24 protein-coding genes are annotated in these 25,803 nt (G+C 61.7%); 9 read left to right on the forward strand and 15 right to left on the reverse strand.

Translation table 11 applies throughout. The features are described 5' to 3' along the window. Positions 1–2 precede the first annotated feature (2 nt). From HJB84_RS08260 to HJB84_RS08300, 9 genes are all read right to left on the reverse strand, one after another. A complete protein-coding gene (locus HJB84_RS08260) occupies positions 3–782 on the reverse strand; it encodes an ABC transporter ATP-binding protein (protein ID WP_221115680.1) in 780 nt (259 codons plus the stop codon). 151 nt (positions 783–933) lie between these two features. Next, positions 934–1,692, reverse strand: coding sequence for a fumarylacetoacetate hydrolase family protein (locus HJB84_RS08265; protein ID WP_221115681.1), 759 nt, complete (start codon positions 1,690–1,692; stop codon positions 934–936). Positions 1,693–1,781: 89 nt separating this feature from the next. After that, positions 1,782–3,161: an FGGY-family carbohydrate kinase gene (locus HJB84_RS08270; RefSeq protein WP_221115682.1), complete on the reverse strand. Its 1,380-nt coding sequence runs from the start codon at positions 3,159–3,161 to the stop codon at positions 1,782–1,784. Continuing rightward, positions 3,158–3,478 (reverse strand): L-rhamnose mutarotase, encoded by a 321-nt coding sequence (gene rhaM, locus HJB84_RS08275; protein ID WP_207585605.1) that lies wholly within the window; start codon positions 3,476–3,478, stop codon positions 3,158–3,160. Before rhaM ends, HJB84_RS08270 begins: the two co-directional genes overlap by 4 nt. Next, positions 3,475–4,482, reverse strand: a complete 1,008-nt coding sequence (locus HJB84_RS08280) for an ABC transporter permease (protein ID WP_221115683.1) — start codon at positions 4,480–4,482, stop codon at positions 3,475–3,477. The genes rhaM and HJB84_RS08280 overlap by 4 nt, the downstream gene beginning before the upstream one ends. Beyond that, entirely contained in the window at positions 4,479–5,480 is a 1,002-nt protein-coding gene (locus HJB84_RS08285; protein ID WP_221115684.1) for an ABC transporter permease, read from the reverse strand. Before HJB84_RS08285 ends, HJB84_RS08280 begins: the two co-directional genes overlap by 4 nt. 25 nt (positions 5,481–5,505) lie before the next feature. Then, the gene (locus tag HJB84_RS08290) at positions 5,506–7,041 is read right to left on the reverse strand and encodes a sugar ABC transporter ATP-binding protein (protein WP_221115685.1); all 1,536 of its coding nucleotides are present in this window, start codon (positions 7,039–7,041) and stop codon (positions 5,506–5,508) included. Between the two features lie 74 nt (positions 7,042–7,115). Continuing rightward, the gene (rhaS, locus tag HJB84_RS08295; protein WP_007627590.1) at positions 7,116–8,111 is read right to left on the reverse strand and encodes a rhamnose ABC transporter substrate-binding protein; all 996 of its coding nucleotides are present in this window, start codon (positions 8,109–8,111) and stop codon (positions 7,116–7,118) included. Between the two features lie 46 nt (positions 8,112–8,157). Next, positions 8,158–8,970, reverse strand: coding sequence for a DeoR/GlpR family DNA-binding transcription regulator (locus HJB84_RS08300; RefSeq protein ID WP_207585610.1), 813 nt, complete (start codon positions 8,968–8,970; stop codon positions 8,158–8,160). A gap of 197 nt (positions 8,971–9,167) precedes the next feature. Here HJB84_RS08300 and HJB84_RS08305 point away from each other — a divergent pair, with 197 nt between their 5' ends. Both HJB84_RS08305 and rhaI read left to right on the forward strand, forming a co-directional pair. Further along, a complete protein-coding gene (locus HJB84_RS08305) occupies positions 9,168–11,264 on the forward strand; it encodes a bifunctional rhamnulose-1-phosphate aldolase/short-chain dehydrogenase (RefSeq protein ID WP_221115686.1) in 2,097 nt (698 codons plus the stop codon). 194 nt (positions 11,265–11,458) lie between these two features. Further along, positions 11,459–12,751 (forward strand): L-rhamnose catabolism isomerase, encoded by a 1,293-nt coding sequence (gene rhaI / locus HJB84_RS08310; RefSeq protein WP_221115687.1) that lies wholly within the window; start codon positions 11,459–11,461, stop codon positions 12,749–12,751. A 60-nt stretch (positions 12,752–12,811) separates the two neighbouring features. Here rhaI and HJB84_RS08315 read toward each other — a convergent pair whose 3' ends face one another. Further along, the gene (locus tag HJB84_RS08315) at positions 12,812–13,270 is read right to left on the reverse strand and encodes a carboxymuconolactone decarboxylase family protein (protein WP_221115724.1); all 459 of its coding nucleotides are present in this window, start codon (positions 13,268–13,270) and stop codon (positions 12,812–12,814) included. 127 nt (positions 13,271–13,397) lie between these two features. On the opposite strand from HJB84_RS08315, the gene HJB84_RS08320 reads away from it, so the two are divergent. Together HJB84_RS08320 and HJB84_RS08325 are read left to right on the forward strand one after the other, a co-directional pair. Beyond that, on the forward strand, positions 13,398–14,267 hold the full coding sequence (locus HJB84_RS08320) for a sigma-70 family RNA polymerase sigma factor (RefSeq protein WP_221115688.1): 870 nt from the start codon (positions 13,398–13,400) through the stop codon (positions 14,265–14,267). A 205-nt stretch (positions 14,268–14,472) separates the two neighbouring features. Further along, positions 14,473–15,681, forward strand: a complete 1,209-nt coding sequence (locus tag HJB84_RS08325; protein ID WP_221115725.1) for an amidohydrolase/deacetylase family metallohydrolase — start codon at positions 14,473–14,475, stop codon at positions 15,679–15,681. Positions 15,682–15,703: 22 nt separating this feature from the next. Here HJB84_RS08325 and HJB84_RS08330 read toward each other — a convergent pair whose 3' ends face one another. After that, on the reverse strand, positions 15,704–16,543 hold the full coding sequence (locus tag HJB84_RS08330; RefSeq protein ID WP_221115689.1) for an IclR family transcriptional regulator: 840 nt from the start codon (positions 16,541–16,543) through the stop codon (positions 15,704–15,706). A gap of 182 nt (positions 16,544–16,725) precedes the next feature. Here HJB84_RS08330 and HJB84_RS08335 point away from each other — a divergent pair, with 182 nt between their 5' ends. Further along, complete coding sequence (locus tag HJB84_RS08335; protein WP_221115690.1) at positions 16,726–17,583, forward strand: SDR family oxidoreductase; 858 nt, start codon at positions 16,726–16,728, stop codon at positions 17,581–17,583. Positions 17,584–18,103: 520 nt separating this feature from the next. Continuing rightward, positions 18,104–18,967: a DUF1989 domain-containing protein gene (locus tag HJB84_RS08340; protein ID WP_207585617.1), complete on the forward strand. Its 864-nt coding sequence runs from the start codon at positions 18,104–18,106 to the stop codon at positions 18,965–18,967. 206 nt (positions 18,968–19,173) lie between these two features. Here the strand turns inward: HJB84_RS08340 and HJB84_RS08345 are convergent, their stop codons facing one another. Next, positions 19,174–22,782: a hydantoinase B/oxoprolinase family protein gene (locus HJB84_RS08345; RefSeq protein WP_221115726.1), complete on the reverse strand. Its 3,609-nt coding sequence runs from the start codon at positions 22,780–22,782 to the stop codon at positions 19,174–19,176. An 87-nt stretch (positions 22,783–22,869) separates the two neighbouring features. On the opposite strand from HJB84_RS08345, the gene HJB84_RS08350 reads away from it, so the two are divergent. Next, on the forward strand, positions 22,870–23,397 hold the full coding sequence (locus HJB84_RS08350) for a winged helix DNA-binding protein (protein WP_221115691.1): 528 nt from the start codon (positions 22,870–22,872) through the stop codon (positions 23,395–23,397). Positions 23,398–23,452: 55 nt separating this feature from the next. On the opposite strand, the gene HJB84_RS08355 is transcribed toward HJB84_RS08350, so the two are convergent. After that, positions 23,453–23,668 (reverse strand): hypothetical protein, encoded by a 216-nt coding sequence (locus HJB84_RS08355; RefSeq protein ID WP_007627616.1) that lies wholly within the window; start codon positions 23,666–23,668, stop codon positions 23,453–23,455. Between the two features lie 127 nt (positions 23,669–23,795). On the opposite strand from HJB84_RS08355, the gene HJB84_RS08360 reads away from it, so the two are divergent. Next, positions 23,796–24,419, forward strand: coding sequence for a TetR/AcrR family transcriptional regulator (locus tag HJB84_RS08360; protein WP_207585619.1), 624 nt, complete (start codon positions 23,796–23,798; stop codon positions 24,417–24,419). A gap of 70 nt (positions 24,420–24,489) precedes the next feature. Beyond that, positions 24,490–24,687, forward strand: coding sequence for a hypothetical protein (locus HJB84_RS08365; protein ID WP_207585208.1), 198 nt, complete (start codon positions 24,490–24,492; stop codon positions 24,685–24,687). A 121-nt stretch (positions 24,688–24,808) separates the two neighbouring features. On the opposite strand, the gene HJB84_RS08370 is transcribed toward HJB84_RS08365, so the two are convergent. Continuing rightward, positions 24,809–25,240: a DUF1810 domain-containing protein gene (locus tag HJB84_RS08370; RefSeq protein ID WP_207585209.1), complete on the reverse strand. Its 432-nt coding sequence runs from the start codon at positions 25,238–25,240 to the stop codon at positions 24,809–24,811. Between the two features lie 93 nt (positions 25,241–25,333). After that, positions 25,334–25,612 carry a hypothetical protein gene (locus tag HJB84_RS08375; protein WP_207585629.1) on the reverse strand — a complete coding sequence of 93 codons (279 nt, stop codon included), beginning with the start codon at positions 25,610–25,612 and terminating at the stop codon, positions 25,334–25,336. Between the last annotated feature and the right edge of the window lie 191 nt (positions 25,613–25,803).

Here is a 25,803-nt window from a genome sequence, read left to right on the forward strand (position 1 = left end):
TACTACAGGAGATAGCTGACCGGCTCGTTGCGCACCGGATGCGGAAAGACACCCATGCCGACACCGAAAATCGACTGCAGCTTGTCAGCCTGCATGATCTCAGTAGGCGTGCCTTCGGCGGTGATCCGGCCGCAGTTGAGCGCGACGATCGCGTCGCAATAGCGTGCAGCGAGATTGATGTCGTGTAGCACGATGATCACGGTCAGCCCGCGCTCATGGCTGAGTTCCTGCACCAGTGAAAGGACGCTTGCCTGATGGGCAAGATCGAGCGCCGACGTCGGCTCGTCCAACAGCAGGCAGCGGGCGTCCTGTGCAAGCATCATGGCGATCCAGGCGCGCTGACGCTCGCCGCCGGACATGTTGGCGACGAGACGGTCGGCAAAATTCTCGAGCTCGGTGCGGACAATCGCCTCCTCGACCTTGTTGCGATCGCTGGCGGTAAAGCGGCCGAGCGTGCCGTGCCAGGGAAAACGGCCAAGCGCCACGAGTTCGCGTACGGTCATCCCATCGGTCGCCGGCGTGAATTGCGGCATGTAGGCGACGTGCCGGGCAAATTCCCGGGCGCCCCAATCGCCCGCCCGTTTGCCGTTGAAGGCGATGGCGCCGGATTTCGGCGCGACCTGGCGGGCGATGATCTTCAAAAGCGTGCTCTTGCCGGAACCGTTCGGCCCCACCAGACCGTAGATGCGGCCCTGCTCGAGCGTCAGGTCGATGCCATGCAAGATGGATTTCGGCCCGATGGCATAATCGACTCCCGACAGGTCAAGGAAAGGCGAAGGCATGGTCTGCTCCGGGTTCGGTGTCGCACGGGTTCGAGAGGGCAAGCCCTCCCTTTCCCTGCAAAACTTAACCTGAATTGTCAACTTATGCTTTCTGTCCGACACGGTTCCGCGCGCCGACCGGATGCGGTGACATCCTCCCGTCGGCTTCAAATCAACACTTCGACACCGAGAAACTTAGCCTGCTGTCGCCGAACAGGATATCGATCTCGCCGGGTTCGGTCAGTTCGACCGCGCCGCTCAACGTGCCGGTCGTGATCAGCGCGCCTGCCTTCAGCGATGTCTCTGGGCGCAAGCCATCATTGGCGTAATCGACGAGCCAGGTGAGAACGTCGCCCTTCGGATGCTGCGCCGGGCCATCATAGATCGTGCGGCCGGCATGGGTGACCTTGAGCGGCGTGCCACCGGCTTTGTCGACAAAGCTTTTTTCGAGCTTCGGGCCGAGCACATAACCGCTATTGCCGAGCCGGTCGGCGACGAACAGCAGGAAGGAAACGCCGCCGCTTTCCCTGAGGGCGCTGACCAGCAGTTCGGCGCCGAGATAGGCAGCGGAGATCGCTTCGACCACGTCGGCGCGGCTGTAGGGAGCACCCGGGCGGATCGGCAGGTCCTTGCCGAGACGGACGGCGATCTCGGTCTCGAATTTCAGGCCCGGATACCAGGGGATGCTGGCGCCGGCGGCAGCCTCGGCATAGGGATGCAGGGGAGCAGTAACCGCCTGGCCCTGCGGCGAGACCGTCACTTTCCAGGCATTGCTGGAGATGCCATCTGCGGCGGCAAGGAAATTCTGCGCTTCCATCGCCTGATGCAGATCGGCCGGCAGGGTGAAACTGCCGGTTTCCTCCTGCCTGCCGGCTTGGCGCAGGCTGTGAAACCTGACTGCGAGCCCGCGCGGATCGAATGTCTCTGTCATGCTGTCTCCTCGACTTGGTTTTCGAGGGGCACACTAACCGCAAGGCAGGGGCGAGCAAGACCGTTCTTGGGCCGTATTTGGAAAGACTCTTATTCCATCGCCGCGTACCAGTGATCGCGATACGCCGAGAGCCCTGGGATCTCGGTCGGCGGAACATGCGTCTCGGCACCCGATAACGGCCGGATGCCGGTGAGGAGGGCCGCGCCCTGGCTGGTGCCGGTTGTACCAGGAACGGCCATGACCTCGCGGCCGGTAAGGGCGGCAAGCAACTTGAGATAGGTCTCGTTCAGGGCAAAAGGCCCTTCGACGATGACGGGGCCTTTGGCGCCAATCAGCCCGAGGCAGGCATCGGTCATCAAAGCGAGATAGAGGCAGGCCGTGGCATAACGCTCCTCGCGGCTTGCCTGCTCGGCGCCGATCCAGCGGCTCACCTTTCCCGGAAACGGCCCGGAACCGGGGCCGATATTGGGCAACAGCATCATGCCTTTACCGATGACAGGGCCGATCGCCGCCTGGGCCGCCTTTTCGTCGACAGGACCGATCTCGGCCGAAAGGATTTCGAATTCCCGCCCGCCCATGAAACGCGAGGAGGGAACGGCCCGGCCATAGGCATCGACATTGGCGAGCGCGTCGCGTTTTTGATCGAGATGATCGAGGTCGCCGCCGACGCCGAAATTGATGACCCAGGTGCCTGTGGAGACGACGGCGAAGGGTGCTTCCCGATGGACCAGATGCGGCAGCAGCGAGGCATTGGAATCGTGAATGCCGCAATAGACCGGCACGGGTGCTGCAAGGCCGAGCTCGGTGGCGATCTCGGGCAGGACCGGGCCGAGCGCATCGAAGGCGGAGCGGATCGGCGCCATCAGCGCGCGAATGCCGAGCCTGTCGACCAGCGAGGAATAGTCGCCGGCCTTCGGGTTCCAGAGGTCGGTATGGCAGCCGAGCGAGGTCAGCTCATTGGCGGCGATACCGGTCAGCCGCGCCGTCCAATATTGCGCATAGGTGAGGATGGTGGCCACCCTGGCGAATTCCTCGGGAAAGGCGGTCTTCTGATGGTGCAGCTGCGCGCCGATATTGAGGCCCATCGCGAGGCGTGGGGAGAAGGTTTCGTCGAAGGCGGGACGCAAGGCCGTATAGGCATCACGAATTTCCTGCGGATATTCGTGTTCGTAGTCGATCACAGGCATGGCGAGCGTGCCGTCCCCGCCAAGCAGCGCGGCGGCGGCGCCATGGGTGGTGACCGAGATGGCATCGAAACCCGTTTCCCCCGCAAGCCTCTTCAGCGCATCGAGCGCAAAGGACCAAAGCGCCTCAATGTCGTAATGCGGGTAGGGACCGGTTTTGATCGCGATGTTCGGGCGCTTCAGGACGGCGATCTCGGCGCCGGTTTCGCTGTCGAGCACGACGACCTTGGCATTGGTCTTGCCGATGTCGAGTACGGCGATGCGGCGATAGGAGGTGGCGTTCATGGCATATGGAAGAGCGTGACGAGGTCGCTTTGCACCGGCGAATTGTCCGGGTTGGTCGCCATGATATCGGCCATGTGCGCCCACCATTTCTTCATGACCGGATGCTCCGGCAGGCTTGCCATGGTGTGATCGGCGGGCCGCGTCAACACGCCAAACAGCGTGTTGGTCTCGCGGTCAAGATGGATGGAATAGTCGCTGGCGCCCGACCTATGCAGGAGATCGACCAATTCCGGCCAGATTTCGTCATGTCGCTTGCGGTATTCGGCTTCCATGCCGGGATTGAGCTGCATCTTGAAGGCGTGTTTTTCTCTGGTCATCGGGAGCTCATGAGCTTGACGCGGCGGGCGATGATCGGGATGGCGATGGTAATGATCAAAAGCAGGCCGATGAAGATCGACATGACGATGCCGGGCACGTTCAACAGGCCAAGGCCGAAGGTGACGAGGCCCATGACGAAGGCGGCGATGACGACGCCGCCGATCGTGCCGGAGCCGCCGAGGATCGAGATGCCGCCGAGCACGACCATGGTGACGACTTCGAGCTCCCAGCCTTGGGCGATCGACGGCCGGGTCGAGCCGAGCCGTGAGGTGAGGCAGATGGAGGCGACACCGCTAATGACGCCGGTTAGCAGGAAAAGGATGAATTTGACGCGCTCGACCGGGATGCCGGAGAAGCGGGCAGCGAAATCATTGTTGCCGATCGCATAGACCTGCCGGCCGAAATTCGTCGCGTGCAGCAGGATGGCGAACAGGATCGCCAGCACGAAGAACAGCACGAATTCGAAGGAGAATACCCAGACGACGTAGCCCTGGCCGAAATAGGCGAAGTCGGCGGGGTATTTGCCATAGGCTTGGTCGCCAAGCACGATATAGGAAATGCCGCGGAAAAGGCTCATCGTGCCGATGGTGACGACGATCGACGGCAGTTTCAGTACCGAGACCAGCACGCCGTTAAAGGTGCCGCAGGCAAGGCCGGTGCCGATGCCGATCAGAACCAGGCCCGGTGTGCCGATGCCGGCTTGCGCTGCCGCCCCCATCGCCGTCGAGGCGAGCGCGATAATCGCGGCGACCGAGAGGTCGATCTCGCCCGATATGACGAGCAGCGCCATGGCAAAGGCGATCATTGCCTTTTCTGTGAAGTTGAAGGTGGCGTCCGAAAGGTTCCAGGCGTCGAGGAAATAGGGCGAAGCCAGGGAATTGAAGATGAAGATCAGGATCGCGACGGCAAAGAGCAGCACTTCCCAGCTGGCGGCGATGCGGCGGAAGGGCGTGCCGAGACGATCGGGGATGACCCGCTTTTCGCGTGTGGGCACGGTGCTCATGCTGCGGCCTCCGTTCTGATCTCGGCTGCGGCGCGGTCGCGCAGGATGATGCGGCCGCGGTTGCGCTCGCGCCTGGCGTTGAAGGCGACGGCGAGAATGATGACGGTTCCGGAGATCGCCATCTGGGTGAAGGGTGAAATGCCGATGACCGGCAGCGCGTTCTTGATGACGCCGAGGAAGAGTGCGCCGAGCACGGTGCCGGCGACCGAGCCGACGCCGCCGGCAATCGAGATGCCGCCGATGACGCAGGCCGCGACGCTGTCGAGCTCAAAACCGCTTGCGATATCGACATAGGCGACGGCATAGCGCGACACCCAGAGATAGCTTGAAAGCCCGGCGAGCGCGCCTGACAGGACGAAGGCGAGGAATTTGGTCCAGCCGGTATCGATGCCGGCATAGACGGCCGCGGTCGGATTGCCGCCGGTTGCATAGGCCGAGCGGCCGAACTGGGTATATCTGAGCAGCACATACATCAACAGTACGATGATGATGCCGACCCAGCCGAGGACGGGCAGGCCGAGGATCGGCGTGCGCGGCACCGACAGGAAGACCGGCGTCATCTGGTGGGCATTGACCCACGCCCCGCCCGAGAGCACGAAGGCCATGCCGCGATAGATGGTCAGCGTGCCGAGTGTGACGACGATCGGCGGGATTTCCAGCGCCCAGACGAGAAAGCCGTTGATGGCGCCGAGACAGGCGCCGATGACGATCGCCGCAAGGATCAGTACGACGAGCGGCAGATCGGGATAGGCGGCATTCATCATCGCGATCGCCATGCCGGTGAAGGCGAGGTTAGCGGCAACCGACAGGTCGATCGACTTCGTCAGGATGACCGTCATCTGCGCCAGCGCCAGGATGATCAGGATCGAGGTATCGTTGAAAATGCCGGCGAGATTGTCCGGCGTTGAGAAATCCGCAGCCCGCGTCGAAAAGATCGCAATCATCACCACAATGATGAGGAACAGCAGGGTTTCGCGTTTTCTGATCAGTCTTGCCATGCTCTTGCCTTATGCATTGTGGGCCTCATGCATTGCCGGTGGCGGCGCGCACCAGCGCTTCCGGCGTCAGCTCGGCGCGTTCGAAAATCCCGGCCGCCAGGCCTTCCTTCATCACCAGAACGCGGTCCGACATGCCGATGATCTCGGGCAGTTCCGACGAGACCATGATGATCGACAGGCCTTCGGCGGCGAGTTCGCTGATAAAGCCGTGCACGGCGGCCTTCGAGCCGATGTCGATGCCCTTGGTCGGTTCGTCGAGGATAATGACCTTCGGCGACGTCGCCAGCCACTTGCCGATGACCACCTTCTGCTGATTGCCGCCCGACAGCGTGCCGACCGGCACGGAAAGGGCGGCGGCACGCAGATCCAGCCGCTCGGCATATTTGCGCGCCAGCGCGAATTCTTCTGCCGCTCTCAGGAAGCCGCGGCGCGAGGTGCGGGCGAGCGAGGGCAGCGTCATGTTCTGGAAGATCGGCATCGGCAGCGCCAACCCGTGGCGGCCGCGCTCCTCCGGCACGTAGACGATGCCGGCCCGGATCGCGTCCTGCGGCGAATGGATCGAGACCTCGCGGCCTTCGAGCATCATCGTGCCGGAGAGCGGCCTGGTGATGCCGAACAACGATTGCGACAGCTCCGAGCGGCCGGCGCCGATCAGACCGTATATGCCGAGAATCTCGCCCTTGCGCAGGGTGAAGGAAATGTCGCGGAATTCAGTGCGATGGCTGTAGTTGCGGATCTCCAGAACCGGGCCGCCGATAGCGACATCGATCTTCGGAAAGGCGTTCTCGACGTCGCGGCCGACCATCATCCGGACGATCTCGTCCTGCGGCGTTTCCTTGAGCCGGCCCTGGCCGATGGCGCGGCCGTCGCGGAAGACGACGAAATCATCGGCGATTTCGTAAACCTCGTCGAATTTGTGGCTGATGAAGAGGATCGCCTTGCCCTGTTCCTTCAGGCTCCGGACGATGCGGAAGAGATCGTCGATCTCCTTGCGGGAAAGAGCGGCCGTCGGCTCGTCCATGATGACGATGCGGGCCTCGATCGACAGAGCGCGGGCGATCGCCACCAGGTGGCGCTGCGCAATGGAGAGGTCTTTGAGCCGGATCGTCGGGTCGATATTGCTTTCGAGCGCGATGAGCAGCGCCTTCGAGCGGCTGTTCATCGCCCGCCAGTCGATGGTGCGAAGGCGCGTGCGCGGCGCGTGGCCGAGGAAGATGTTTTCAGCAACCGTCAGCTCGTCGAAAAGCACGGTTTCCTGATGGATGGCGGTGACGCCGGCATCGATCGCCGCCTGGGCGCTGGCAAAGGTCACTGGCCGGCCGTCGACCAAAATCTCGCCTTCGTTCGGCCGGTAGATGCCGGTCAGGATCTTGACGAGCGTCGATTTGCCGGCGCCGTTTTCGCCGATCAGCGCCGTCACCGTGCCGGGGTGGAGCGCGATGCTGACATTGTCGAGCGCCTTCACGCCCGGAAAGATCTGGGAGATGCCGCGCATTTCCAGAATGGCGGGCGCATCGCCGGTTTTGCTGTCCGTGGCGGTTTGTTGAAAGGCGGCGTTCATCAGATTTCTACCAGTGTCGAATGGGAAATCCCGGCGGCTTGAAGGCCGCCGGGTTTTTCTGTGTTTGCTCTGGATCAGAAGACCTTGGAGAACTGGTCGATGTTCGAGGCATTGTAGACGAAGGGATCAGCCATGGCGGCTTCGCCGTTGTCGCCGATCTTGATCTTGCCCATGCGGCCGGCGGTGATTTCGCTGCCCGGCTTGCCGTCGGCGTCACCCTTGACGAGGTGATAGGCGATCTGGGCTGCGGAATAGCCGAGGTCGATCGGGTTCCAGATGGCGAATTCCTTGGTGGCGCCCGACTTGATCGCGCCGGCCATTTCGGACGGCAGGCCGAGACCGGTGACGTAGACCTTGCCGACAAGGCCCTTGTCTTCGACGACCTTGGAGGCGGCGAGAACGCCGACCGTCGTCGGAGCGACGATGACCTTGACGTTCGGGTTCGACTTCAGCAGGCCTTCGGCTTCACGATAGGACTTGTCCGAGAGGTCGTCGCCGTAAACCGTAGTGACGAGGTTGAGGCCCGGGAAATCCTTGAGCTGCTTCTTCATCTGGTCGATCCAGATGTTCTGGTTGGTCGAGGTGGTCGTTGCCGACAGGATGGCGAAGTCACCCTTGCCGCCGTCGAGGTGGTCCTTGACGAGCGTCAGGCACATCTTGCCGATCAGCTCGTTGGACGACGGGTTCAGCTGCAGGATACGGCCTTCCGGCGCGACGCCGGAATCCCAGGAAATGACCTTGATGCCGCGCTGAGCAGCCTTCTTCAGCGCCGGAACGAGCGCATCGGGATCGTTGGCCGAGACGGCGATGGCGTCGACTCCCTGGGCGATCAGCGAGTTGATGACTTCGATTTGGCCTTCGGCCGTCGTCGACGTCGGACCGGTGTAGATGACCTCAACGCCGCCGAGTTCCTTGGCGGCTTCTTGGGCGCCCTTGTTGGCGGCGTCGAAGAAGCCGTTGCCGAGCGACTTCACGACCAGGCCGATCTTGATGTCCTTGGCGCTTGCAGTGCCGGCCATCATGGCGACGGCGAGCGCTACACTGAGCGCAAGTGTCTTTGCGAGTTTCATGTACTTTCCTCCCTTAAAGATTAGACTTCCACACCTCGGCGGCGCCTCATGCGACCGACGAGGAATCCTCCCTCACACCCTGGGCCACCGGGCTGGCGACAACGAGCCGGACGCCGGCATTCTCGACCATGCGAGCTGCCTCGTCCGAAATCGCGTCATCAGTGATGATCACAGAAACGCGGTCGAGCGCGCAGAGAATGAGGCTCGACCGGCGATTGAATTTGCTTGAATCGGCCATGACGACGAGTTCGTCGGCCTGGTGCATCAGCTTCTGCTCACTCTGAATGATGAGCGCATCCGCCTCCATGATGCCAAGCGGGCCGACGCCTTGGGCGCCGATGAACATGCGCCGCGCATAAAAATTGCGGATCGCGTCATTGTCGAAAGGCGACAGGATCAGGCTTTGCTCGCGATAGATCGCGCCGCCCGGCACCGTCACCGTGTTTTTGGAATGCTTCACCAGATGTTCGGCGATCGCGAAAGAATTGGTCATGACCTGCAAGCGATGGCCGGCCATGTAATGCACCATCTGGAAGGTGGTCGTGCCGCCATTGATAATGATGGCGTCGCCGGCTTCGCAGAGTTCGACGGCTGCGCGGGCAATTGCACGTTTTTTATCGATGTTGACTGATTCTGACACCCGGAAGGGCCGGCCGGCAAGATTGCCGAGCTGCGGCGGATGCACAGCCTCCGCACCACCGCGGACGCGGCGGATCTTGCCCTGCACATGAAGAGCCGCAATGTCGCGCCGGATTGTCGCTTCAGAAGCTTCCGTCAGCTCGGAAATGTCCTGGATCGTCACGACGGACTTTTCCTGAACGGCGCTTAAGATAATGCGGTGGCGTTCGCGTTCATGCATGGGGCTCCTCCTCTGGTCATATTTATTTCGCATCCGTTAATGCCTGTCAATCACAAACGATCATAAATTTTCATATTGCGATGCAGCATAATCGATTATGATCGTTTTCGATTGACAAGCGCACTTTTGATGCGCGATACCGTGAGCGAAAGGGCCCGCTGATCGCGGCGCCTCACGAGCCTATATGGGAGGATGATATGGCGGCGAACGTCCGGCTTCTGGATAACCGGTGGGATGATGCTTATGCGGCAGGCCTTGATGAGCCCGGCAAGCTGCTCTATCGCTCCAACCTGCTCGGCGCCGACAAGCGCATCACCAATTACGGCGGCGGCAACACCTCGGCGAAGGTGATGGAAACCGACCCGCTGACCGGCGGCAAGGCGAAGGTTCTCTGGGTCAAGGGCTCGGGCGGCGACGTCGGCACGATCAAGCTCGACGGTTTCGCCACCCTCTACCAGGACAAGCTGGAATCGCTGAAAGGCATCTACAAGGGTGTCGAAGACGAAGACCGCATGGTCGGTTTCCTGCCGCACTGCACCTTCAACCTGAATGGCCGCGCCGCCTCGATCGACACGCCGCTGCACGGTTTCGTGCCTTTCACCCATGTCGACCACATGCATCCCGATGCGATCATCGCGATTGCCGCCTCGAAGAATTCCAGAGAATTGACGCAGCAGATCTTCGGTGACGAGATCGGCTGGCTGCCATGGCGTCGCCCGGGCTTCCAGCTCGGCCTCGACCTTGGCGCTTTCGTCGCCGCCAACCCGAATTCCAAGGGTGTCGTGCTCGAAAGCCACGGCCTGTTCACCTGGGCTGATGATGCCAAGGCCTGCTACGAGCTGACCCTCGATATCATCAACAAGGCTATCGTCTGGTTTGCCGAAAAGACCGAGGGCAAGACGATTTTCGGCGGTGCCGTCGCCCAGACCCTGGCCGTCTCCGAGCGCCGCGCCATCGCCGCCCGGCTGATGCCGGAAATCCGCGGTCGCATCGGCAAGCAGGAGCGCAAGCTCGGACATTTCGACGATCAGGACGCCGTGCTGGAATTCGTCAATTCCCGGGACCTGCGCCCGCTCGGCGCGCTTGGCACCAGTTGCCCGGACCATTTCCTTCGCACCAAGATCCGCCCGCTGATCGTCGATTTCGACCCTGAAAAGCCGGATGTCGAAGCGATCGTGGCCGGCCTCGACCAGGCGCTGGAGGATTACCGCGCCGACTACGCCCGCTATTATAACGACTGCAAGCATGACAATTCGCCCGCCATGCGCGACGCCAATCCGGTCATCTTCCTCGTTCCCGGCGTCGGCATGCTGTCCTTTGCCCGCGACAAGGCGACGGCCCGCATTGCCAGCGAATTCTACGTCAACGCCATCAACGTCATGCGCGGTGCCTCGACGGTCTCGGAATATCAGGGCCTGCCGGAACAGGAAGCCTTCGATATCGAATACTGGTTGCTCGAAGAGGCCAAGCTGCAGCGCATGCCGAAGCCGAAGAGCCTTGCCGGCCGGGTGGCCTTCGTCACCGGTGGCGCCGGCGGTATCGGCCGGGCGACGGCCGCACGTCTCGTCGGCGAGGGCGCTTGCGTGGTGCTTGCCGATATCGACCAGGCGGCGCTTGAGGGCACCGAAGCCGATTTCGTCGAGAAGTTTGGCGCCGATGCGGTGCGCAGCGTTCGCCTCGACGTCACCAAGGAAGATGCGGTGATCGCCTCCTTCACGGAAGCCTGCATCGAATTCGGCGGCATCGATATTCTCGTCTCGAATGCCGGCATTGCCTCGTCTGCGCCGATCGAAGCCACCGAGCTTGCGACGTGGAACCGCAATATCGATATTCTCGCGACCGGCTATTTCCTGGTTTCGCGCGAAGCCTTCCGCCTGTTCCGCCGTCAGGCGCTCGGCGGCAACATCGTCTTCGTCGCCTCGAAAAACGGCCTTGCCGCCTCGCCGAATGCGTCTGCCTATTGCGCCGCAAAGGCTGCCGAAATCCATCTCGCCCGTTGCTTGGCGCTGGAAGGTGCCGATGCCGGCATCCGCGTCAACACCGTCAACCCGGATGCGGTGCTGCGTGGTTCGAAGATCTGGAGCGGCGAATGGCGCGAACAGCGCGCCGCCTCCTCCAAGATCGAGGTTGACGATCTCGAGGAACATTACCGCAAGCGTTCGATGCTAAAACTGAACGTGTTTCCGGAGGATATCGCCGAGGCGATCTACTTCCTGGCCTCGGACCTTTCGGCGAAATCGACCGGCAACATTATCAACGTCGATGCCGGCAACGTACAGAGTTTTACGCGGTAAGGCTTGGTCTCTTCTCCCCAGCGGGGAGAAGATGCCGGCAGGCAGATGAGGGGGACGCTGAGCGAAGCGTTGCGTGTTCTGAGCGGGAAGCGAAGAACTATGGGCGTCATGCCGTGTCGCCCCTTATCCGACCCTTCGGGCCACCTTCTCCCCGCTGGGGAGAAGGGGAACAATTACAAATGTGGGAGGTAGAAATGGCCGAGTTCAGGATCGCGCAGGATCTGGTCGCAACTGATAACGACAAGCGGGCAACCGCACTGAAAGCCGATTACGAGGCGCTGGGTGCGAACCTCGACCGCCGCGGCATCGATATCGAAGCGGTTACCCGCAGGGTGGCGGAATTCTTCGTCGCCGTTCCCTCTTGGGGTGTCGGCACCGGCGGCACGCGGTTTGCCCGCTTTCCCGGCACCGGCGAGCCGCGCGGCATCTTCGACAAGCTCGACGATTGCGCCGTCATCAACCAGCTGACGCAGGCGACTCCGAACGTCTCGCTGCATATTCCCTGGGACAAGGCGGATGTGAGCGAATTGAAGGCCAGGGGCAATGCGCTCGGCCTCGGCTTTGATGCGATGAATTCGAACACCTTTTCCGATGCGCCGGGCCAGGCCCATTCCTACAAATATGGTTCGCTCAGCCATACCGATGCGGCAACGCGGGCGCAGGCGGTCGAGCACAATCTCGAATGCATCGAGATCGGACAGGCGCTTGGCTCCAAGGCACTGACGGTCTGGATCGGCGACGGCTCGAACTTCCCCGGCCAGAGCAATTTCACCAAGGCTTTCGAACGTTACCTCGCCTCGATGGCTGACATTTACAAAGCGCTGCCCGACGATTGGAAGCTGTTCTCCGAGCACAAGATGTATGAGCCGGCCTTCTATTCGACGATCGTCCAGGATTGGGGCACCAATTACCTTATCGCCCAGACGCTCGGCCCGAAGGCCCATTGCCTCGTCGATCTCGGCCACCATGCACCGAACACCAATATCGAGATGATCGTCGCCCGGCTGATCCAGTTCGGCAAGCTCGGCGGCTTCCACTTTAACGATTCCAAATATGGCGATGACGATCTCGATGCCGGCGCGATCGATCCCTACCGGCTGTTCCTCGTCTTCAATGAGCTGGTCGATGCCGAGCAGCGTGGCGTCAACGACTTCAACCCGGCTCATATGATCGATCAGTCACACAATGTCACCGACCCGATCGAGAGCCTGATCAACAGCGCCAACGAAATCCGCCGCGCCTATGCGCAGGCGCTGATCGTCGACCGCAAGGCGCTGTCTGCCTACCAGGACGACAATGATGCGTTGATGGCGTCGGAAACCTTGAAGCGCGCCTATCGCGCCGATGTCGAGCCGATCCTCGCCGAAGCCCGGCGCCGGGCCGGCGGCGCGATCGAACCGATCGCCGCCTATCGCGCCAGCGGCTACCGCAAGAAGGTGGCTGCCGAGCGCCCGGCCTCCGCTGCCGGCGGCGGCGGCATCATCTGAGCGTCTAAACTGAATAGATTTGCCGGCAGCGTGGGGTGACGCGCTGCCGGCAATTGCTGTTTACGGCTTCCAGGCGCCGGCGATCTGGCGGGTGGCGATGTTCAGCCGGTTCCAGAAATTGATATTGGCGATGGCGATGACGAGTGCCGCAAGGCTCCTTCCGTCATAATGCCGGGTCGCCTCGTCCCAGATATCGTCAGGCACCGGGTCGGCGCGGTCGCTGACGCGGGTCACCGCCTCGGTCAGCGAAAGGGCTGCGCGTTCGGCGTCGCTGAAATAGGGCGAGTCGCGCCAGGCGCTGACGGCAAAGAGCCTTTCATCCGTCTCGCCAAGTTTCTTTGCGATGCGAGGATGACCGTCGACGCAGACGCTGCAGCCGTTGATCTGGCTGGCGCGCAGATTGACGAGTTCAAGCAGCCTCAGTGAAAGGCCGGTCTCGGTCGGCACTTTGCTGAGGGCAGCGAGCGCCTGCATGGCCTCGGGCAGGACGAGGGCGGGATTTCCCATTCTCTCCTGCATAACCGGTTTTTCCTGCATGGTATGTCTCCTTGATGCGGTTTACTTTTCGACGATCCGCCGACGCTGTCACATCGGCCGGGTTTCATTCGTCATGGCCTTGACGGAACGCAGCGGAGGAATGTGACAAATGGACGAGAAAAACTGGCTGGCGGACGAATTCGAGGCGAACAGGGCGCATCTGAAGGCCGCTGCCTATCGCATGCTCGGCTCGCGCAGCGAGGCGGAAGACGCCGTCCAGGAGGCCTGGCTGCGGCTCAGCCGTACGGATACGACCGATGTCGGTAATCTCGGCGGCTGGCTGACGACGGTGGTGGCGCGAATCTGCCTCGACATGCTGCGCACGCGCAAGACCCGCCGCGAGGAACCGCTGGAGATGCCGGTCTATGCCGCGATCGCCGATCCGGCAAACGATCCGGAGCGCGATGCAGCCTTTGCCGAATCGGTCGGCGTGGCGTTGCTCGTCGTGCTGCAGACGCTGGCGCCCGCCGAACGTGTCGCCTTCGTGCTGCACGACATGTTCGATCTGCCCTTCGACGAGATCGCGCCGATCATCGGCCGCTCGTCTGCCGCTGCCCGTCAGCTTGCAAGCCGCGCCCGCCGCCGGGTGCAAGGGGCAGACGAAGCGCCGGATGTTGATTTCGGCCGCAAGCGGACGATCGCGGAGGCTTTCTTGACGGCATCGCGCAATGGCGATCTTGAGGCCTTGCTTGCCGTGCTTGCCCCCGATGTCGTCTTCCGGCCGGATGCGACGGCGGCCCGATTCGGCACCATTGGCGAAATGCGCGGCGCAGCTGGGGTAGCCGAAGCCTTCAAGGGTCGGGCGCAGGCGGCAGAGATTGCCGTTGTCGACGGCGAGCTCGGATTTGTCGTGCAGATCGCCGGCCAGCTCCGCGTCGTCGTGGCGCTGACGATCGCCGACGGCAGGATCACCGCGATCGACGCCATTGCCGATCCGGATCACCTCCAACGGCTTGACTACTCGATCCTCCGGGATTGAAAATCAACGCTGATTTGCCGGATCCTCGCGAACAGGCGCGCTTTGGAACTACCGGATCTTCGCGACTGGCGCGCTTTGGAACGAGCGCGCCATCGACGTTTCCTCAGCGGCGGATCCCGCGTCATTGTCCTTGACAGCGGCGTCCTCAGCCTTATTCTATTATAAAGATTTATATAGCATAACTATGGAATTCAGCAATATGACCATGTCCGGCGACCAGCCTCAGAAGCCGCTTCTCCTCACCAATGTCAAACCGATGGCTTTCGGCGCGGGCACAGCCGAGGGGGTGATCGACATTCTCGTCAATGCCGATGGCAGGATCGCCAAAATCGGTCCGTCGCTCGCGGTCTCTGAGGATGTGACGCGCATCGACGGCAAGGGCGCCTTCGTCTCGCCGGGCTGGGTCGACCTTCACGTGCATATCTGGCACGGCGGCACCGACATTTCCATCCGCCCCTCCGAATGCGGCGTCGAGCGCGGCGTCACCACGCTGGTCGACGCCGGTTCGGCCGGTGAGGCGAACTTCCATGGTTTCCGCGAATATATCATCGAGCCCGCGCGTGAGCGCATCAAGGCCTTCCTGAACCTCGGCTCGATCGGCCTCGTCGCCTGCAACCGCGTCGCCGAACTCAGGGATATAAGAGATATCGATCTCGACCGCATCCTCGAAGTCTATGCTGAAAACAGCGAGCACATCGTCGGCATCAAGGTACGTGCGAGCCACGTGATCACCGGCTCCTGGGGTGTGACCCCCGTCAAGCTCGGCAAGAAGATCGCCAAGATCCTGAAAGTGCCGATGATGGTGCATGTCGGCGAGCCGCCGGCGCTCTATGACGAAGTGCTGGAGATTCTCGGCCCCGGCGACGTCGTCACCCATTGCTTCAACGGCAAGGCCGGCTCGAGCATTATGGAGGACGAGGATCTCTTCAATCTCGCCGAGCGCTGCGCCTCCGAGGGTATCCGCCTCGACATCGGCCATGGCGGCGCCTCCTTCTCCTTCAAGGTGGCGGAAGCGGCGATCGCGCGCGGGCTTCTGCCGTTCTCGATCTCGACCGACCTGCACGGCCATTCGATGAATTTCCCGGTCTGGGACCTGGCGACGACGATGTCGAAGCTGCTCAGCGTCGGCATGCCCTTCGACAAGGTGGTGGAGGCCGTCACCCACGCGCCGGCATCGGTCATCAAGCTGTCGATGGAAAACCGGCTTTCGGTTGGCGCGCAGGCCGAATTCACCATATTCGACCTCGTCGATTCCGACCTTGAGGCGACGGATTCCAACGGCGACGTCTCCGTCCTCAACAAGCTGTTCGAGCCGCGGTATGCGGTGATCGGCGCCGATGCTTTTACCGCCGGCCGCTATGTGCCGCGGGCACGCAAGCTCGTGCGCCACAGCCACGGTTACTCCTACCGGTAGGATCCGCTGACGAGCGAAGCGCTCAGCGGTTGCGCCAGCCCATCAGCTTTTCGATCCGCTCCGCCGAACTGCGCACGTGCGTGGTATAGTGATTTTCGTCGGAAAAGGCCTTCTGTTCCGGCAGCACGATGGAAATGGTAGCGACGCACTGGCCGTCGCGATCGCAGATCGGCGAGGCGATGCAAGCAACCGCATAATCCGATTCCCCCGCCTGGATCGACAGGCGCGCCTCGAAGGCCTTGCCGGCGGCTTCCGACAGGGTGCTCGGATCGATCTCGGCGCGGCCGGTCGGTGACGATCGGGCGCAGCGCTTGAATAGCTCGATGCGCTCCTCCTCCGGCAGGTGGCCGGCAAGCAGGCGGCCAGACGCCGTCCAGTTCAGCGGCACGCGGGTACCGACGCGGGACGCCACCTGGAAATGGCTCGGGCCGTCGGCCATGGCAAGCACCAGCATATAGTCGCCGTCGCGGCCGCAGACCTGCACGGTTTCGCCGGCCTGGCGACAGAGATCGTGCATCTCGTGGGTGGCGATGCTCATGAAATCCAGCGAGCGGGCATAGGCAAGGCCGTAATGATAGAGCCGGGCGCCGAGCCAGATCGAGCCGTCCGCCTGGCGCGTCAGCATGTTCTTCTCGACCAGATCGTCGACGATGACGTAAACGGTCGACAGCGGCGCTTTCACCGCCTTGGCGATCGCATAGACGCCGGCAGGCGAGCCGGTCTCATAAAGATGATCGATTACTTGGAGCGCACGATCGATGCCGCTGACGCGGGCGCGCCGCGCACCCTTGCTGGCGACGTCGTCGGCATGGGCCTCGTCTTCGGTGTAAACTGCGGGTGATGTCTTTCCGTCCAATTCCATGCACCTCGTTAAAACTGCTATTCTGTTACATTACTATGGCATAGCGGTCGCTGTGGCAAATCGCAAAATTTTGTAGGTTGATCGTGTGGGCGGATGTCACAGCGGGGGGTCGTCTGGACCTCCGCCATAAACTTGGAACAACAAGCCGCAGCCTGAGTTTGATCCCGAACCAGGAGATCATCATGACGAATTATCCAACACCGCCTTTCCCATCCCAGAAGCAGCCGATGCCGGGTTTCACCGCACAGATGGACCCCGTTCCCGACCACGGCGAAAAAAGCTATCGCGGGTCCGAGCGGCTGAAGGGCAAGCGGGCGATCATCACCGGCGGCGATAGCGGTATCGGCCGGGCGGTGGCGATCGCCTATGCCCGGGAAGGCGCCGACCTTTTGATCTCCTATCTCGATGAGGACGAGGACGCCGACGAGACGAAACGGCTGGTCGAGCAGGCCGGGCGCAAGGCTTTGCTCGTCAGTGGCGACATTCAGGATCCCGCCCACTGCCGGCAGATCGTCGAAACGGCGGTTAAGGAGCTTGGTGGGATCGACATTCTGGTCAACAATGCGGCGCATCAGGCGAGCTTCAAGAGTATCGACGAGATCAGCGATGAGGAGTGGGAACTGACCTTCAGGGTCAATATCCATGCGATGTTCTACCTGACCAAGGCGGCCGTTCCCCATATGAAGCCCGGCAGTTCCATCATCAACACCGCGTCGATCAATTCGGACAGCCCGAACCCGACCCTGCTTGCCTATGCGACGACCAAGGGCGCGATCCAGAATTTCACGGCCGGGCTCGCCCAGCTTCTGGCGGAGAAAGGCATTCGCGCCAATGCGGTGGCGCCGGGCCCAATCTGGACGCCGCTCATTCCGTCGACCCTGCCAGAGGAAAGCGTCAGCAGTTTCGGCAAGCAGGTGCCGATGAAACGGCCCGGCCAGCCGGCCGAACTGGCGACGACCTATATGATGCTGGCCGATCCCTTGTCGAGCTATGTCTCCGGCGCGACAATCGCGGTCACCGGCGGCAAACCAATTCTCTAGGACGGAACCCCGATCCGCCATCTGCATCGCTTACGCTGCGGAATCATTGGCCGGGAGCGCCAGCCCGTCCGAGTTCGGTTCCACCTTCGGTAGGATTTGCGGATAAACTCTCCGGCCCGCAGGGTGCCCTGTCGCTCAAAAACTTGTCGAGGCAGCTTACCACGTCAGAGCAATGGTTCGAAATGCTGGAGGGGCAGAAGCCCCTATGACGATACAACCGGGCTCGACCTGGTGCCGGCCGGCAAAGGCGTCAACAAGTGTATGGGTCCCGAAGACTGCGTGTTTTTCGTCTATTATCCGAATGGAATCGATTACATTCCGGCCGACACCCATTAGTCGGCCTGCTTCAATTCGCCCTCGCAATTGCCAACTCTGGCGCTTGGCGAGGGCTATTCAGTTTCAGCGTGGGGAAATCCGCTTCGGATCCGACTTTGTCACTTCATAGCTATGAACGACTGGTCTAGACGGTGCTGACTTGCCATCGTCCCCGCCAAACAATTCAGCCTATGAGATCGTCAACATGAAAACCACCTCGATGACCACCGCTCCCGCCGATGCCGATGTACGGAAAGCGATTAAACCCGTCATCTGCTATCCGACAGACACGCTGCCACGCCCCGACTTATCCGCCTATCGGACGCTTCGTGATGCATTGGAGCTCGTTGATCGAGTGACCGTCCCACCGCGCGATGCTGCAACGTGGGAGGTCCCCGCTGGTCATTTCTGCAGGATCATTTGTTCCGAGGGCGCGCAGGTTGGCGACCTGAACCTGTTCAACCTGAAGAACATTGGCGAGCGCTTTTACAGCGGCAAGACGCGCGCCCTGAATGGGACGCATGTGGGCGTTGGTGATCAGCTTTTTTCCAACTTCCCCTACCTCCGGCCGATCGCAACCATAACTCACGATACCCTCGATTGGTATGGTTTTGACGAATTCGGCGGGTCAGTCCACGACGTCATCGGTACACGTTGTGACCCTTACACCCACAACCTACTGAGCGACGGCGGGCAGTACCATTATTGCTGCCACTCCAACCTGACCCGCGCCTTAGCACAGAGAACTGGTCTTCCGATCAATGAAGCGGAACTGCATGTTCATGATGTTCTGAACGTCTTCATGTGCACCGGATTTTCGCGCGACACCGGACAGTACTTCATGAAGGCAAGCCCTGTGCGGCCGAATGATTACCTCGAATTCTTCGCCGAGATCGATCTTTTAGGCTGCATATCCGCATGCCCCGGAGGCGACTGCTCTACCGTCCATTCCTCTGACATGGCCGCCTGCTATCCCCTAATCGTTGAAGTCTTCAAACCAGCAGGCTATCCATTGAATTGGAAGACGCGCGCTTTGAATGGATATGACCGAAGCCACGGGCTTGATTGAGGGCCTCTCCTGTCGCGGCAGCGTGCCGAGCTCACTATTTCCTTGAAAGTGATCGTGGTACGGGCAGCGACGCTTTCGGTCCGTTGGTCGCGGCTCGGCGCCTTATTTGCCCCAGAAAGTGTCTTCTTGCTTGGGGTCGGAGGAGAACAGCCAAACGATCTTACAGTCCTGCACGCGGCAAAAGTTGGCTGTGGCGTCAAGTGCACCTATGTCTTGCCGTAGCCACCGCCGGTCGGTGTCGTGACGATCACGGCGTCGCCGGCGGCGAGCATTGCCTGGTCAGCGCCCTCCAGCCTTTCGACCTTGCCGTCCGCGCGACGGATCTCGGTTTTTCCCAATTGCCCGTCTTCCCCGCCGAAGAGGCCGAACGGCCGGATCATGCGATGCGAGGAGAGAATGCTGCAATCCATCATCTCCAGGAAGCGGATGCTGCGCTCAGTTCCGCCGCCGGAGCTATACTTTCCCTTGCCGCCGGAGCCGCGGCGGATGTGGAAATCTTCGAGCACGACGGGAAAACGGAATTCCAGCACCTCAGGATCGGTCAACCGTGAGTTGGTCATGTGCGTGTGCACACCATCGGCGCCGCTGAAGCCGGTGCCGTCGTTGAGCAGACCGGCGGGGCCGCCGGCGCAGATCGTCTCGTAATATTGATAAACGGCGTTGCCGAAGGTCAGGTTGTTCATCGAGCCCTGCGCTGCCGCCAGCGTTCCGAGCGCCCCGAACAGCGCATTGGTCACATGCTGGCTGGTCTCGACATTGCCGGCGACGACGGCGGCCGGATAGGCCGGACGCAGCATCGAGCCATCGGGCACGATGATCCGGATCGGCCGCAGGCAGCCGGCATTCATCGGGATCGGCTGCTCGACCATGACCCGGAAGACATAAAGCACGGCGGCGCGCGTCACTGGTTCCGGCGCATTGAAATTGGTCGGCTGCTGCGCGCTCGTGCCGGTGAAATCGACCGTCGCCTCACGCGCTTTTCTGTCGACGGTGATCTTCACCTTGATGACGGCGCCCTGGTCGGTGGGATAGGTGAATTCGCTGTCGCTCAGACGGGCGATCACCCGGCGGACGCTCTCTTCGGCATTGTCCTGCACATGGCCCATATAGGCCTCGACGACGTCGAGCCCGAAATGGGAGACCATCTTGCGCAATTCCTGCACGCCCTTTTCGTTGGCGGCGATCTGCGCCTTGACGTCGGCGACGTTCTGGGCCGGATTGCGGGCAGGGTAGGGATGGTCCTGCAGCATCGCTGCGAAGTCGCCCTCACGGAAACGGCCTTCGTCGACCAGCAGGAAATTGTCGATCAGCACGCCTTCCTCGTCGACCTTCGTCGCCCTCGGCGTCATCGAGCCCGGCGCCTTGCCGCCGATATCGGCATGATGACCGCGCGAGGCGACGTAGAAGAGGATGACTTCGCCCGGATCGTGGAAAACAGGCGTGACGACGGTGATGTCGGGCAGATGCGTGCCGCCATTGTAGGGAGCGTTGAGCGCGAAGACGTCGCCCGGGCGGATGCGGCCTTCATTGAGGCGGATGATCGTTTCGACCGACCGGTCCATCGAGCCGAGATGCACCGGCATATGCGGCGCATTGGCGACGAGCGCGCCGGTGCGGTCGAAGACGGCGCAGGAGAAATCGAGCCGCTCCTTGATGTTGACCGAATGAGCAGTGTTCTGCAGCGTCACCCCCATCTGCTCGGCGATCGCCATGAACAGATTGTTGAAGACTTCGAGCATGACCGGATCGGCGCTGGTGCCGATCGCCGCATTGCGCGACAGCGGGATCTCGCGGGTGAGCACGATATGGTCGTGGCCGGTAAGCCGTGCCTGCCAGCCGGCTTCGACAACGATCGTCTGATGCGGTTCGATGATGAGGGCGGGGCCCTTGAGGACGGCGCCCGGCTTCAGCCCGTCGCGCCTGAAAATGCCGGCTTCGCGCCATGTTCCGCCGGAATAGAAGCGGGTTGTGCGCAGGGCTTCCGGCTCGAAGGCTTCCGCCTGTATGTCCGCCTCCTCGATGTCGGCGCCGCCGCCAATGCCCTCGACCTCGATGGAATCGACGACAACAGGCCGGTCTTCGAAGATGAAGCCGAACTGCTTCTTATGGGCGGCGGCAAAGGCCTGCGCCATTTCCTCCTGCGGCCCGAAGGCGACGGGCAGGGCGGTGTCGGTGCCTTTGTATTGCAGGTGCAGCCGGGTGACGATCTCCATGTCGGCAGCCTCGACACCCTGCAGCGTCAACTCCTCGCGCACCTCCTCGGCCAACCCGGCCCGGACGTCGGCGATCGTCATCAACGCTGCGGCGAGTTCCGTCAGCACCGCGCGCTGGCGCGTGGCGCGGATATCGGCAAGACCCATGCCATAGGCCGAGAGAATGCCGGAGAAGGGGTGGATCAGCACGGTCTTCATGCCGAGGCTGTCGGCGACGAGGCAGGCATGCTGGCCGCCGGCACCGCCGAAGCAGGTGAGCGCATAGTCCGAAACGTCATAACCGCGCTGGACGGAGATCTTCTTGATGGCGTTGGCCATGTTCTCGACGGCGATGGCGAGAAAACCGTCGGCGACATCTTCCGCCGTCCGCCCGCCGCCGATCGTCTGCGCCATTTCGGCGAAGGCGGCGCGCACTGTCTCGGCATCGAGCGGCAGGTCCTGCAACGGGCCGAAGATTTCAGGGAAGAATTCCGGCAGCAGCTTGCCGGCCATGATGTTGGCATCGGTAACGGTGAGCGGGCCGCCGCGCCGATAGGATATCGGGCCGGGTGTCGCACCGGCCGATTCAGGGCCGACGCGGAAGCGCGAACCGTCATAGCTCAAGATCGAACCGCCGCCGGCAGCGACGGTATGGATCTTCATCATCGGCGCGCGCATCCGCACGCCGGCGACTTCGGTCTCGAAGGCGCGTTCCAGTTCACCGTCGTAATGCGAGACGTCGGTTGAGGTGCCGCCCATGTCGAAGCCGATCATCTTGATGAAACCGGCGATGCGCGAGACCTCGACCGCGCCCACCACCCCGCCGGCGGGGCCCGAGAGGATCGCGTCCTTTCCCTGGAAGAGATGCGCATCGGTCAGCCCGCCGGAGGACTGCATGAACATCAGCTTCGGACCTTCTCCCTCGACGGTGCCGAGTTCGGCGGCGACCTGATCGACATAGCGCCGAAGAACCGGTGACAGATAGGCGTCGACGACGGCAGTGTCGCCGCGGCCGACGAGCTTGATTAGCGGTGAAACCACGTGCGACGGCGAGATCTGCGTGAAGCCGATCGCGTGCGCGATGGCGGCGGCCTGCTGCTCATGCTGGGGGTAGCGGTAGGCATGCATGAAGACGATGGCAACGGCGCGCAGGCCGTTGGTATAGGCGGCTTCCAGTGCTTGCCGCAAGACATGTTCATCGAGGACGCGTTCCACCGTGCCGTCCGCCAGCACGCGCTCCTCGGCCTCGATAACGTCGGCATAGAGCAGTTCTGGTTTGACGATCTTCTTGGCGAAGATATCGGCGCGGGCCTGGTAGCCGATCTCCAGCGCATCGCGAAAGCCCTTCGTCGTCACCAGCAGGGTCGGATCGCCCTTGCGTTCCAAAAGCGCATTGGTGGCGACCGTCGTTCCCATTTTCACCGCACCGATAAGCTCGGAAGGGATTGGCTGGCCGGCTGTCACACCAAGCAGCTCACGGATCCCGTGCACCGCCGGGTCGCGATAGGCTTCCGGATTTTCCGAGAGCAGCTTGTGGGCGGTGAGCGAACCGTCGGGACGGCGCGCGACGATATCGGTGAAAGTGCCGCCGCGATCGACCCAGAAATCCCACTGTCTGCCCATCATCCGGCCTCCCATTGAACTGAAAATTTATTGACGATTTATCGATAAAATGTCAACGTTATCTTCTCGAAATCATGGAGGGGCGACATGGCAGATCAGCGCGGGCGACAGGAAATCGGGCCGATCGTCTCCTCCGCACATCTGGCAGATGGAGCGCTGCCGGCTCTTTCGGAGCTGGAATTCGGCCTGATCCTCGCCGGCAATGCCTTCGATCGCTGGATGGTCCGCTGCATGACGGCGGCGGGCGAGCCCGGCTGTGCTGCAATCGACGTGCTGGTGCTGCATTCGGTGGCCCACAGGCAGCGGCCGAAGCGGCTCGGCGATCTCTGCAGTGTGCTCGGCGTCGAGGATACACATCTGGTGATCTACGCGATCAAGAAGCTGGAAAGGCGCGGCCTCGTGACAAGCGCTCGGGCAGGCAAGGAGAAACTGATCGCCGCCACCGAAGAGGGCGTTGAAACCTGCCTGAAATACCGGGCGGTGCGAGAGGCGCTGCTGGTGGAGTCTATGAAGGGGGTCGGGCTCGATGCCGCGGCGACATCGGCCGTGGCGGCGACGCTCCGGGCGCTTTCCGGGCATTACGATCAAGCAGCAAGGGCCGCCGCCTCTTTATGACGGCAGCCCTTGACGGGGGCAGGGAAAGATCCCCCGAAATTTTCAAGCGGATTGTTCAGCCGAAGCAGGGCATCGCCGGAAGATTGGCGCGGCTTGCGAGCGCTCCGATCATGTTGCCCACTGAGGTCGAGCGCGGTTCGCGTTTACCGGCGGCCGTCTCCAGGAGTTGCTTGAAATCTTCAAGCTTCACGCCGTCGGCGCGCAACACCATGGCGATCAGGGGGTCGCGAAGGGCTTCGGATATCGTCAGGTCGTCTCTGGTCTTTCTCATGGTTGTCCTCCTTTCGTGGGCGGTCGCCCGTGTTCCACTTTCCGCTGCCGTGTTCTCGACATTGACTTTCGCGTTTCGTGGTGTTACCGGTAAGTAACAATGCATTTGTTACCGATCGGTCACATTGATGTCAAGGACTACGTCCGCAAAAAAATCAGAAACTTCGAATGAAACCTCCGCAGCCGTTCCAGAAGATCGCATCCCGCCGCGGGAGCGTATCGTCTCGACCGCGTCGGAGCTTTTCCGCGAGCGCGGCATCCGCGGCATCGGCGTCGATGCCATCGCCGACGCGGCTCTGACCAACAAGATGACGCTCTACCGGCATTTTGGCTCGAAGGACGAACTCGTCTGCGAGACGCTGCGCCGCGCCTCGGAAAAGGCGGGTGCGATCTGGCGCGAGCTGGAGACGGCCTGTCCCGGCAATCCGCGCGCTCAGCTGTATGCTTGGGTGGAAACGCGGGCGCAATGTCTGAACGGCGAGCCCGCCGGTTGCGATCTCGCCAATGCCGCCATCGAGCTGAAGGGCGAGGGCCATCCCGCCCACGAGATGATCGAACGGCACAAAGCCGAACAGCGCGATCGCCTGGCCGCCCTCTGTTCGGCGGCCGATGCGCGCGAGCCTGAGCTTCTTGCCGATACGTTGACGTTGCTGCTCGAGGGGGCGCGTGTCAGCCGCCAGGCCATGGGTGCTGCCGGCTGCTGCGGTCATTTCGCCAAGGCCTGCAACGCGGCGATCGCTTCTTTCGCCTGAACAATCCTTCGGGAACCTTACCGCTCTCACACCGTTCATCCATAACCGGAGGACAAGTGGAGACCGGGAGATGAACTACGTCTATCTCAAGCGCCTATATGCCAAACGCGCCGAGCTCGAGGCCAAGCTGGAGCTTCACGACGCCCGCTATTGTTTCGGCGAGGAAGAAGTCGATGACGGCACCGACAACGATCTGCGTCAGCGGCTGAGCGAAATCTCCGACGAGATAGCTGCGCTGGAAGCAGGCCGGGCCGCTAGAACAGGATGATTTCAGGCCCGGTCGGCCTAAAATCTGAATCCTGTTCTAAATTAGAGAGCTAGAGCATGATGCCGAAACTGTGGGCGGTCTCGGACGACATTGGGCCGACCGGGCCTAAAATCTACCTGTTCTAAGTCCGGAGGATTTCCATCGTCCGTTCGTCGAATTTCCCTTGATAGAAATGCTCGATCATTCGGTGAAAGGGCGAGCCATGGTCGCTGATCGCGGAAAACAAGGTCATCGAGGATCGCAGCTTCAGGTCGTCGGGTGAACCGAGGATCTCATGCGCCGATCGGCCGTCGACCGACAAAATCGCCTCGACGCAGCGCAGCAGCCGGCTTGAGAGAATGGGGTCGGCAAGATAGGCGGCGGCTTCCTCAGCCGAGCGGATCGCATATTTTTCGGCCATTGCCGACGTGCCGAGACCGGCGATCTGCGGGAAGATGAACCACATCCAATGGGACGTTTTGCGCCCGGCTTTCAGCTCGGAGAGCGCTTGTTCGTAAATGCCGTTCTGGGCATCGATGAAGCGGTCGAGATTGTAATCGATATCACCGGCCATGGTCCTTTTCCCTTTTTCTGCTGTCGATGCAGCCTGGGCCAAGGTCTCCATGCCCGGCGAAACGCGTTTTTGCCCGGCGAAATAGGCCTGCTGTCAGCAGACCCTCTCAGCATAGGGGCTGCTCTCACGGCAATGGCCGTAAGGCTGATGATGCGGCGTGTTGTCGTCCGCGGGGGCGGCAATGGCCGATGTCGTCATTGGGTCCGTATTGCCGGAAGAGTATGCGGCAAAACCCGCAAAGCTCAACAGAACCAATGCGCCGACGACGACCAGGCGCTCGAAGGCCGACAGCTTCTGAGCGCTGACATGGTCAACATAGTCGCGCTCGCCTGCGCCGGCGGTTTCGTCCTCTTTCACATGATGGGTCACCATATCCTGGCGACGGCTCAAAGCTTCACAATCTGTCATTTCTAAATACTCCTGCAACACATGCGGCGCCGGTCTCTCGAGAGTAAACTATGGACCTGCTCTGCATGCGTGCATCATGTGTGTCTTCGATCGCGGCAATTGAAGGGGCATTCTGCAAACTCAGTGTTCAGAAAATCGCACTAATAAAATGCAAA

The organism is Rhizobium sp. NZLR1b, assembly GCF_019685155.1.
In the GTDB taxonomy this organism is placed as follows: domain Bacteria; phylum Pseudomonadota; class Alphaproteobacteria; order Rhizobiales; family Rhizobiaceae; genus Rhizobium.

Excerpts from the sequence above, each read along its gene's own strand:
- HJB84_RS08260 (WP_221115680.1), bottom strand. The coding sequence starts at position 782 with ATGCCTTCGCCTTTCCTTGACCTGTCGGGAGTCGATTATGCCATCGGG.
- HJB84_RS08265 (WP_221115681.1), bottom strand. The coding sequence starts at position 1,692 with ATGACAGAGACATTCGATCCGCGCGGGCTCGCAGTCAGGTTTCACAGC.
- HJB84_RS08270 (WP_221115682.1), bottom strand. The coding sequence starts at position 3,161 with ATGAACGCCACCTCCTATCGCCGCATCGCCGTACTCGACATCGGCAAG.
- rhaM (WP_207585605.1), bottom strand. The coding sequence starts at position 3,478 with ATGACCAGAGAAAAACACGCCTTCAAGATGCAGCTCAATCCCGGCATG.
- HJB84_RS08280 (WP_221115683.1), bottom strand. The coding sequence starts at position 4,482 with ATGAGCACCGTGCCCACACGCGAAAAGCGGGTCATCCCCGATCGTCTC.
- HJB84_RS08285 (WP_221115684.1), bottom strand. The coding sequence starts at position 5,480 with ATGGCAAGACTGATCAGAAAACGCGAAACCCTGCTGTTCCTCATCATT.
- HJB84_RS08290 (WP_221115685.1), bottom strand. The coding sequence starts at position 7,041 with ATGAACGCCGCCTTTCAACAAACCGCCACGGACAGCAAAACCGGCGAT.
- rhaS (WP_007627590.1), bottom strand. The coding sequence starts at position 8,111 with ATGAAACTCGCAAAGACACTTGCGCTCAGTGTAGCGCTCGCCGTCGCC.
- HJB84_RS08300 (WP_207585610.1), bottom strand. The coding sequence starts at position 8,970 with ATGCATGAACGCGAACGCCACCGCATTATCTTAAGCGCCGTTCAGGAA.
- HJB84_RS08305 (WP_221115686.1), top strand. The coding sequence starts at position 9,168 with ATGGCGGCGAACGTCCGGCTTCTGGATAACCGGTGGGATGATGCTTAT.
- rhaI (WP_221115687.1), top strand. The coding sequence starts at position 11,459 with ATGGCCGAGTTCAGGATCGCGCAGGATCTGGTCGCAACTGATAACGAC.
- HJB84_RS08315 (WP_221115724.1), bottom strand. The coding sequence starts at position 13,270 with ATGCAGGAGAGAATGGGAAATCCCGCCCTCGTCCTGCCCGAGGCCATG.
- HJB84_RS08320 (WP_221115688.1), top strand. The coding sequence starts at position 13,398 with ATGGACGAGAAAAACTGGCTGGCGGACGAATTCGAGGCGAACAGGGCG.
- HJB84_RS08325 (WP_221115725.1), top strand. The coding sequence starts at position 14,473 with ATGTCCGGCGACCAGCCTCAGAAGCCGCTTCTCCTCACCAATGTCAAA.
- HJB84_RS08330 (WP_221115689.1), bottom strand. The coding sequence starts at position 16,543 with ATGGAATTGGACGGAAAGACATCACCCGCAGTTTACACCGAAGACGAG.
- HJB84_RS08335 (WP_221115690.1), top strand. The coding sequence starts at position 16,726 with ATGACGAATTATCCAACACCGCCTTTCCCATCCCAGAAGCAGCCGATG.
- HJB84_RS08340 (WP_207585617.1), top strand. The coding sequence starts at position 18,104 with ATGAAAACCACCTCGATGACCACCGCTCCCGCCGATGCCGATGTACGG.
- HJB84_RS08345 (WP_221115726.1), bottom strand. The coding sequence starts at position 22,782 with ATGGGCAGACAGTGGGATTTCTGGGTCGATCGCGGCGGCACTTTCACC.
- HJB84_RS08350 (WP_221115691.1), top strand. The coding sequence starts at position 22,870 with ATGGCAGATCAGCGCGGGCGACAGGAAATCGGGCCGATCGTCTCCTCC.
- HJB84_RS08355 (WP_007627616.1), bottom strand. The coding sequence starts at position 23,668 with ATGAGAAAGACCAGAGACGACCTGACGATATCCGAAGCCCTTCGCGAC.
- HJB84_RS08360 (WP_207585619.1), top strand. The coding sequence starts at position 23,796 with ATGTCAAGGACTACGTCCGCAAAAAAATCAGAAACTTCGAATGAAACC.
- HJB84_RS08365 (WP_207585208.1), top strand. The coding sequence starts at position 24,490 with ATGAACTACGTCTATCTCAAGCGCCTATATGCCAAACGCGCCGAGCTC.
- HJB84_RS08370 (WP_207585209.1), bottom strand. The coding sequence starts at position 25,240 with ATGGCCGGTGATATCGATTACAATCTCGACCGCTTCATCGATGCCCAG.
- HJB84_RS08375 (WP_207585629.1), bottom strand. The coding sequence starts at position 25,612 with ATGGTGACCCATCATGTGAAAGAGGACGAAACCGCCGGCGCAGGCGAG.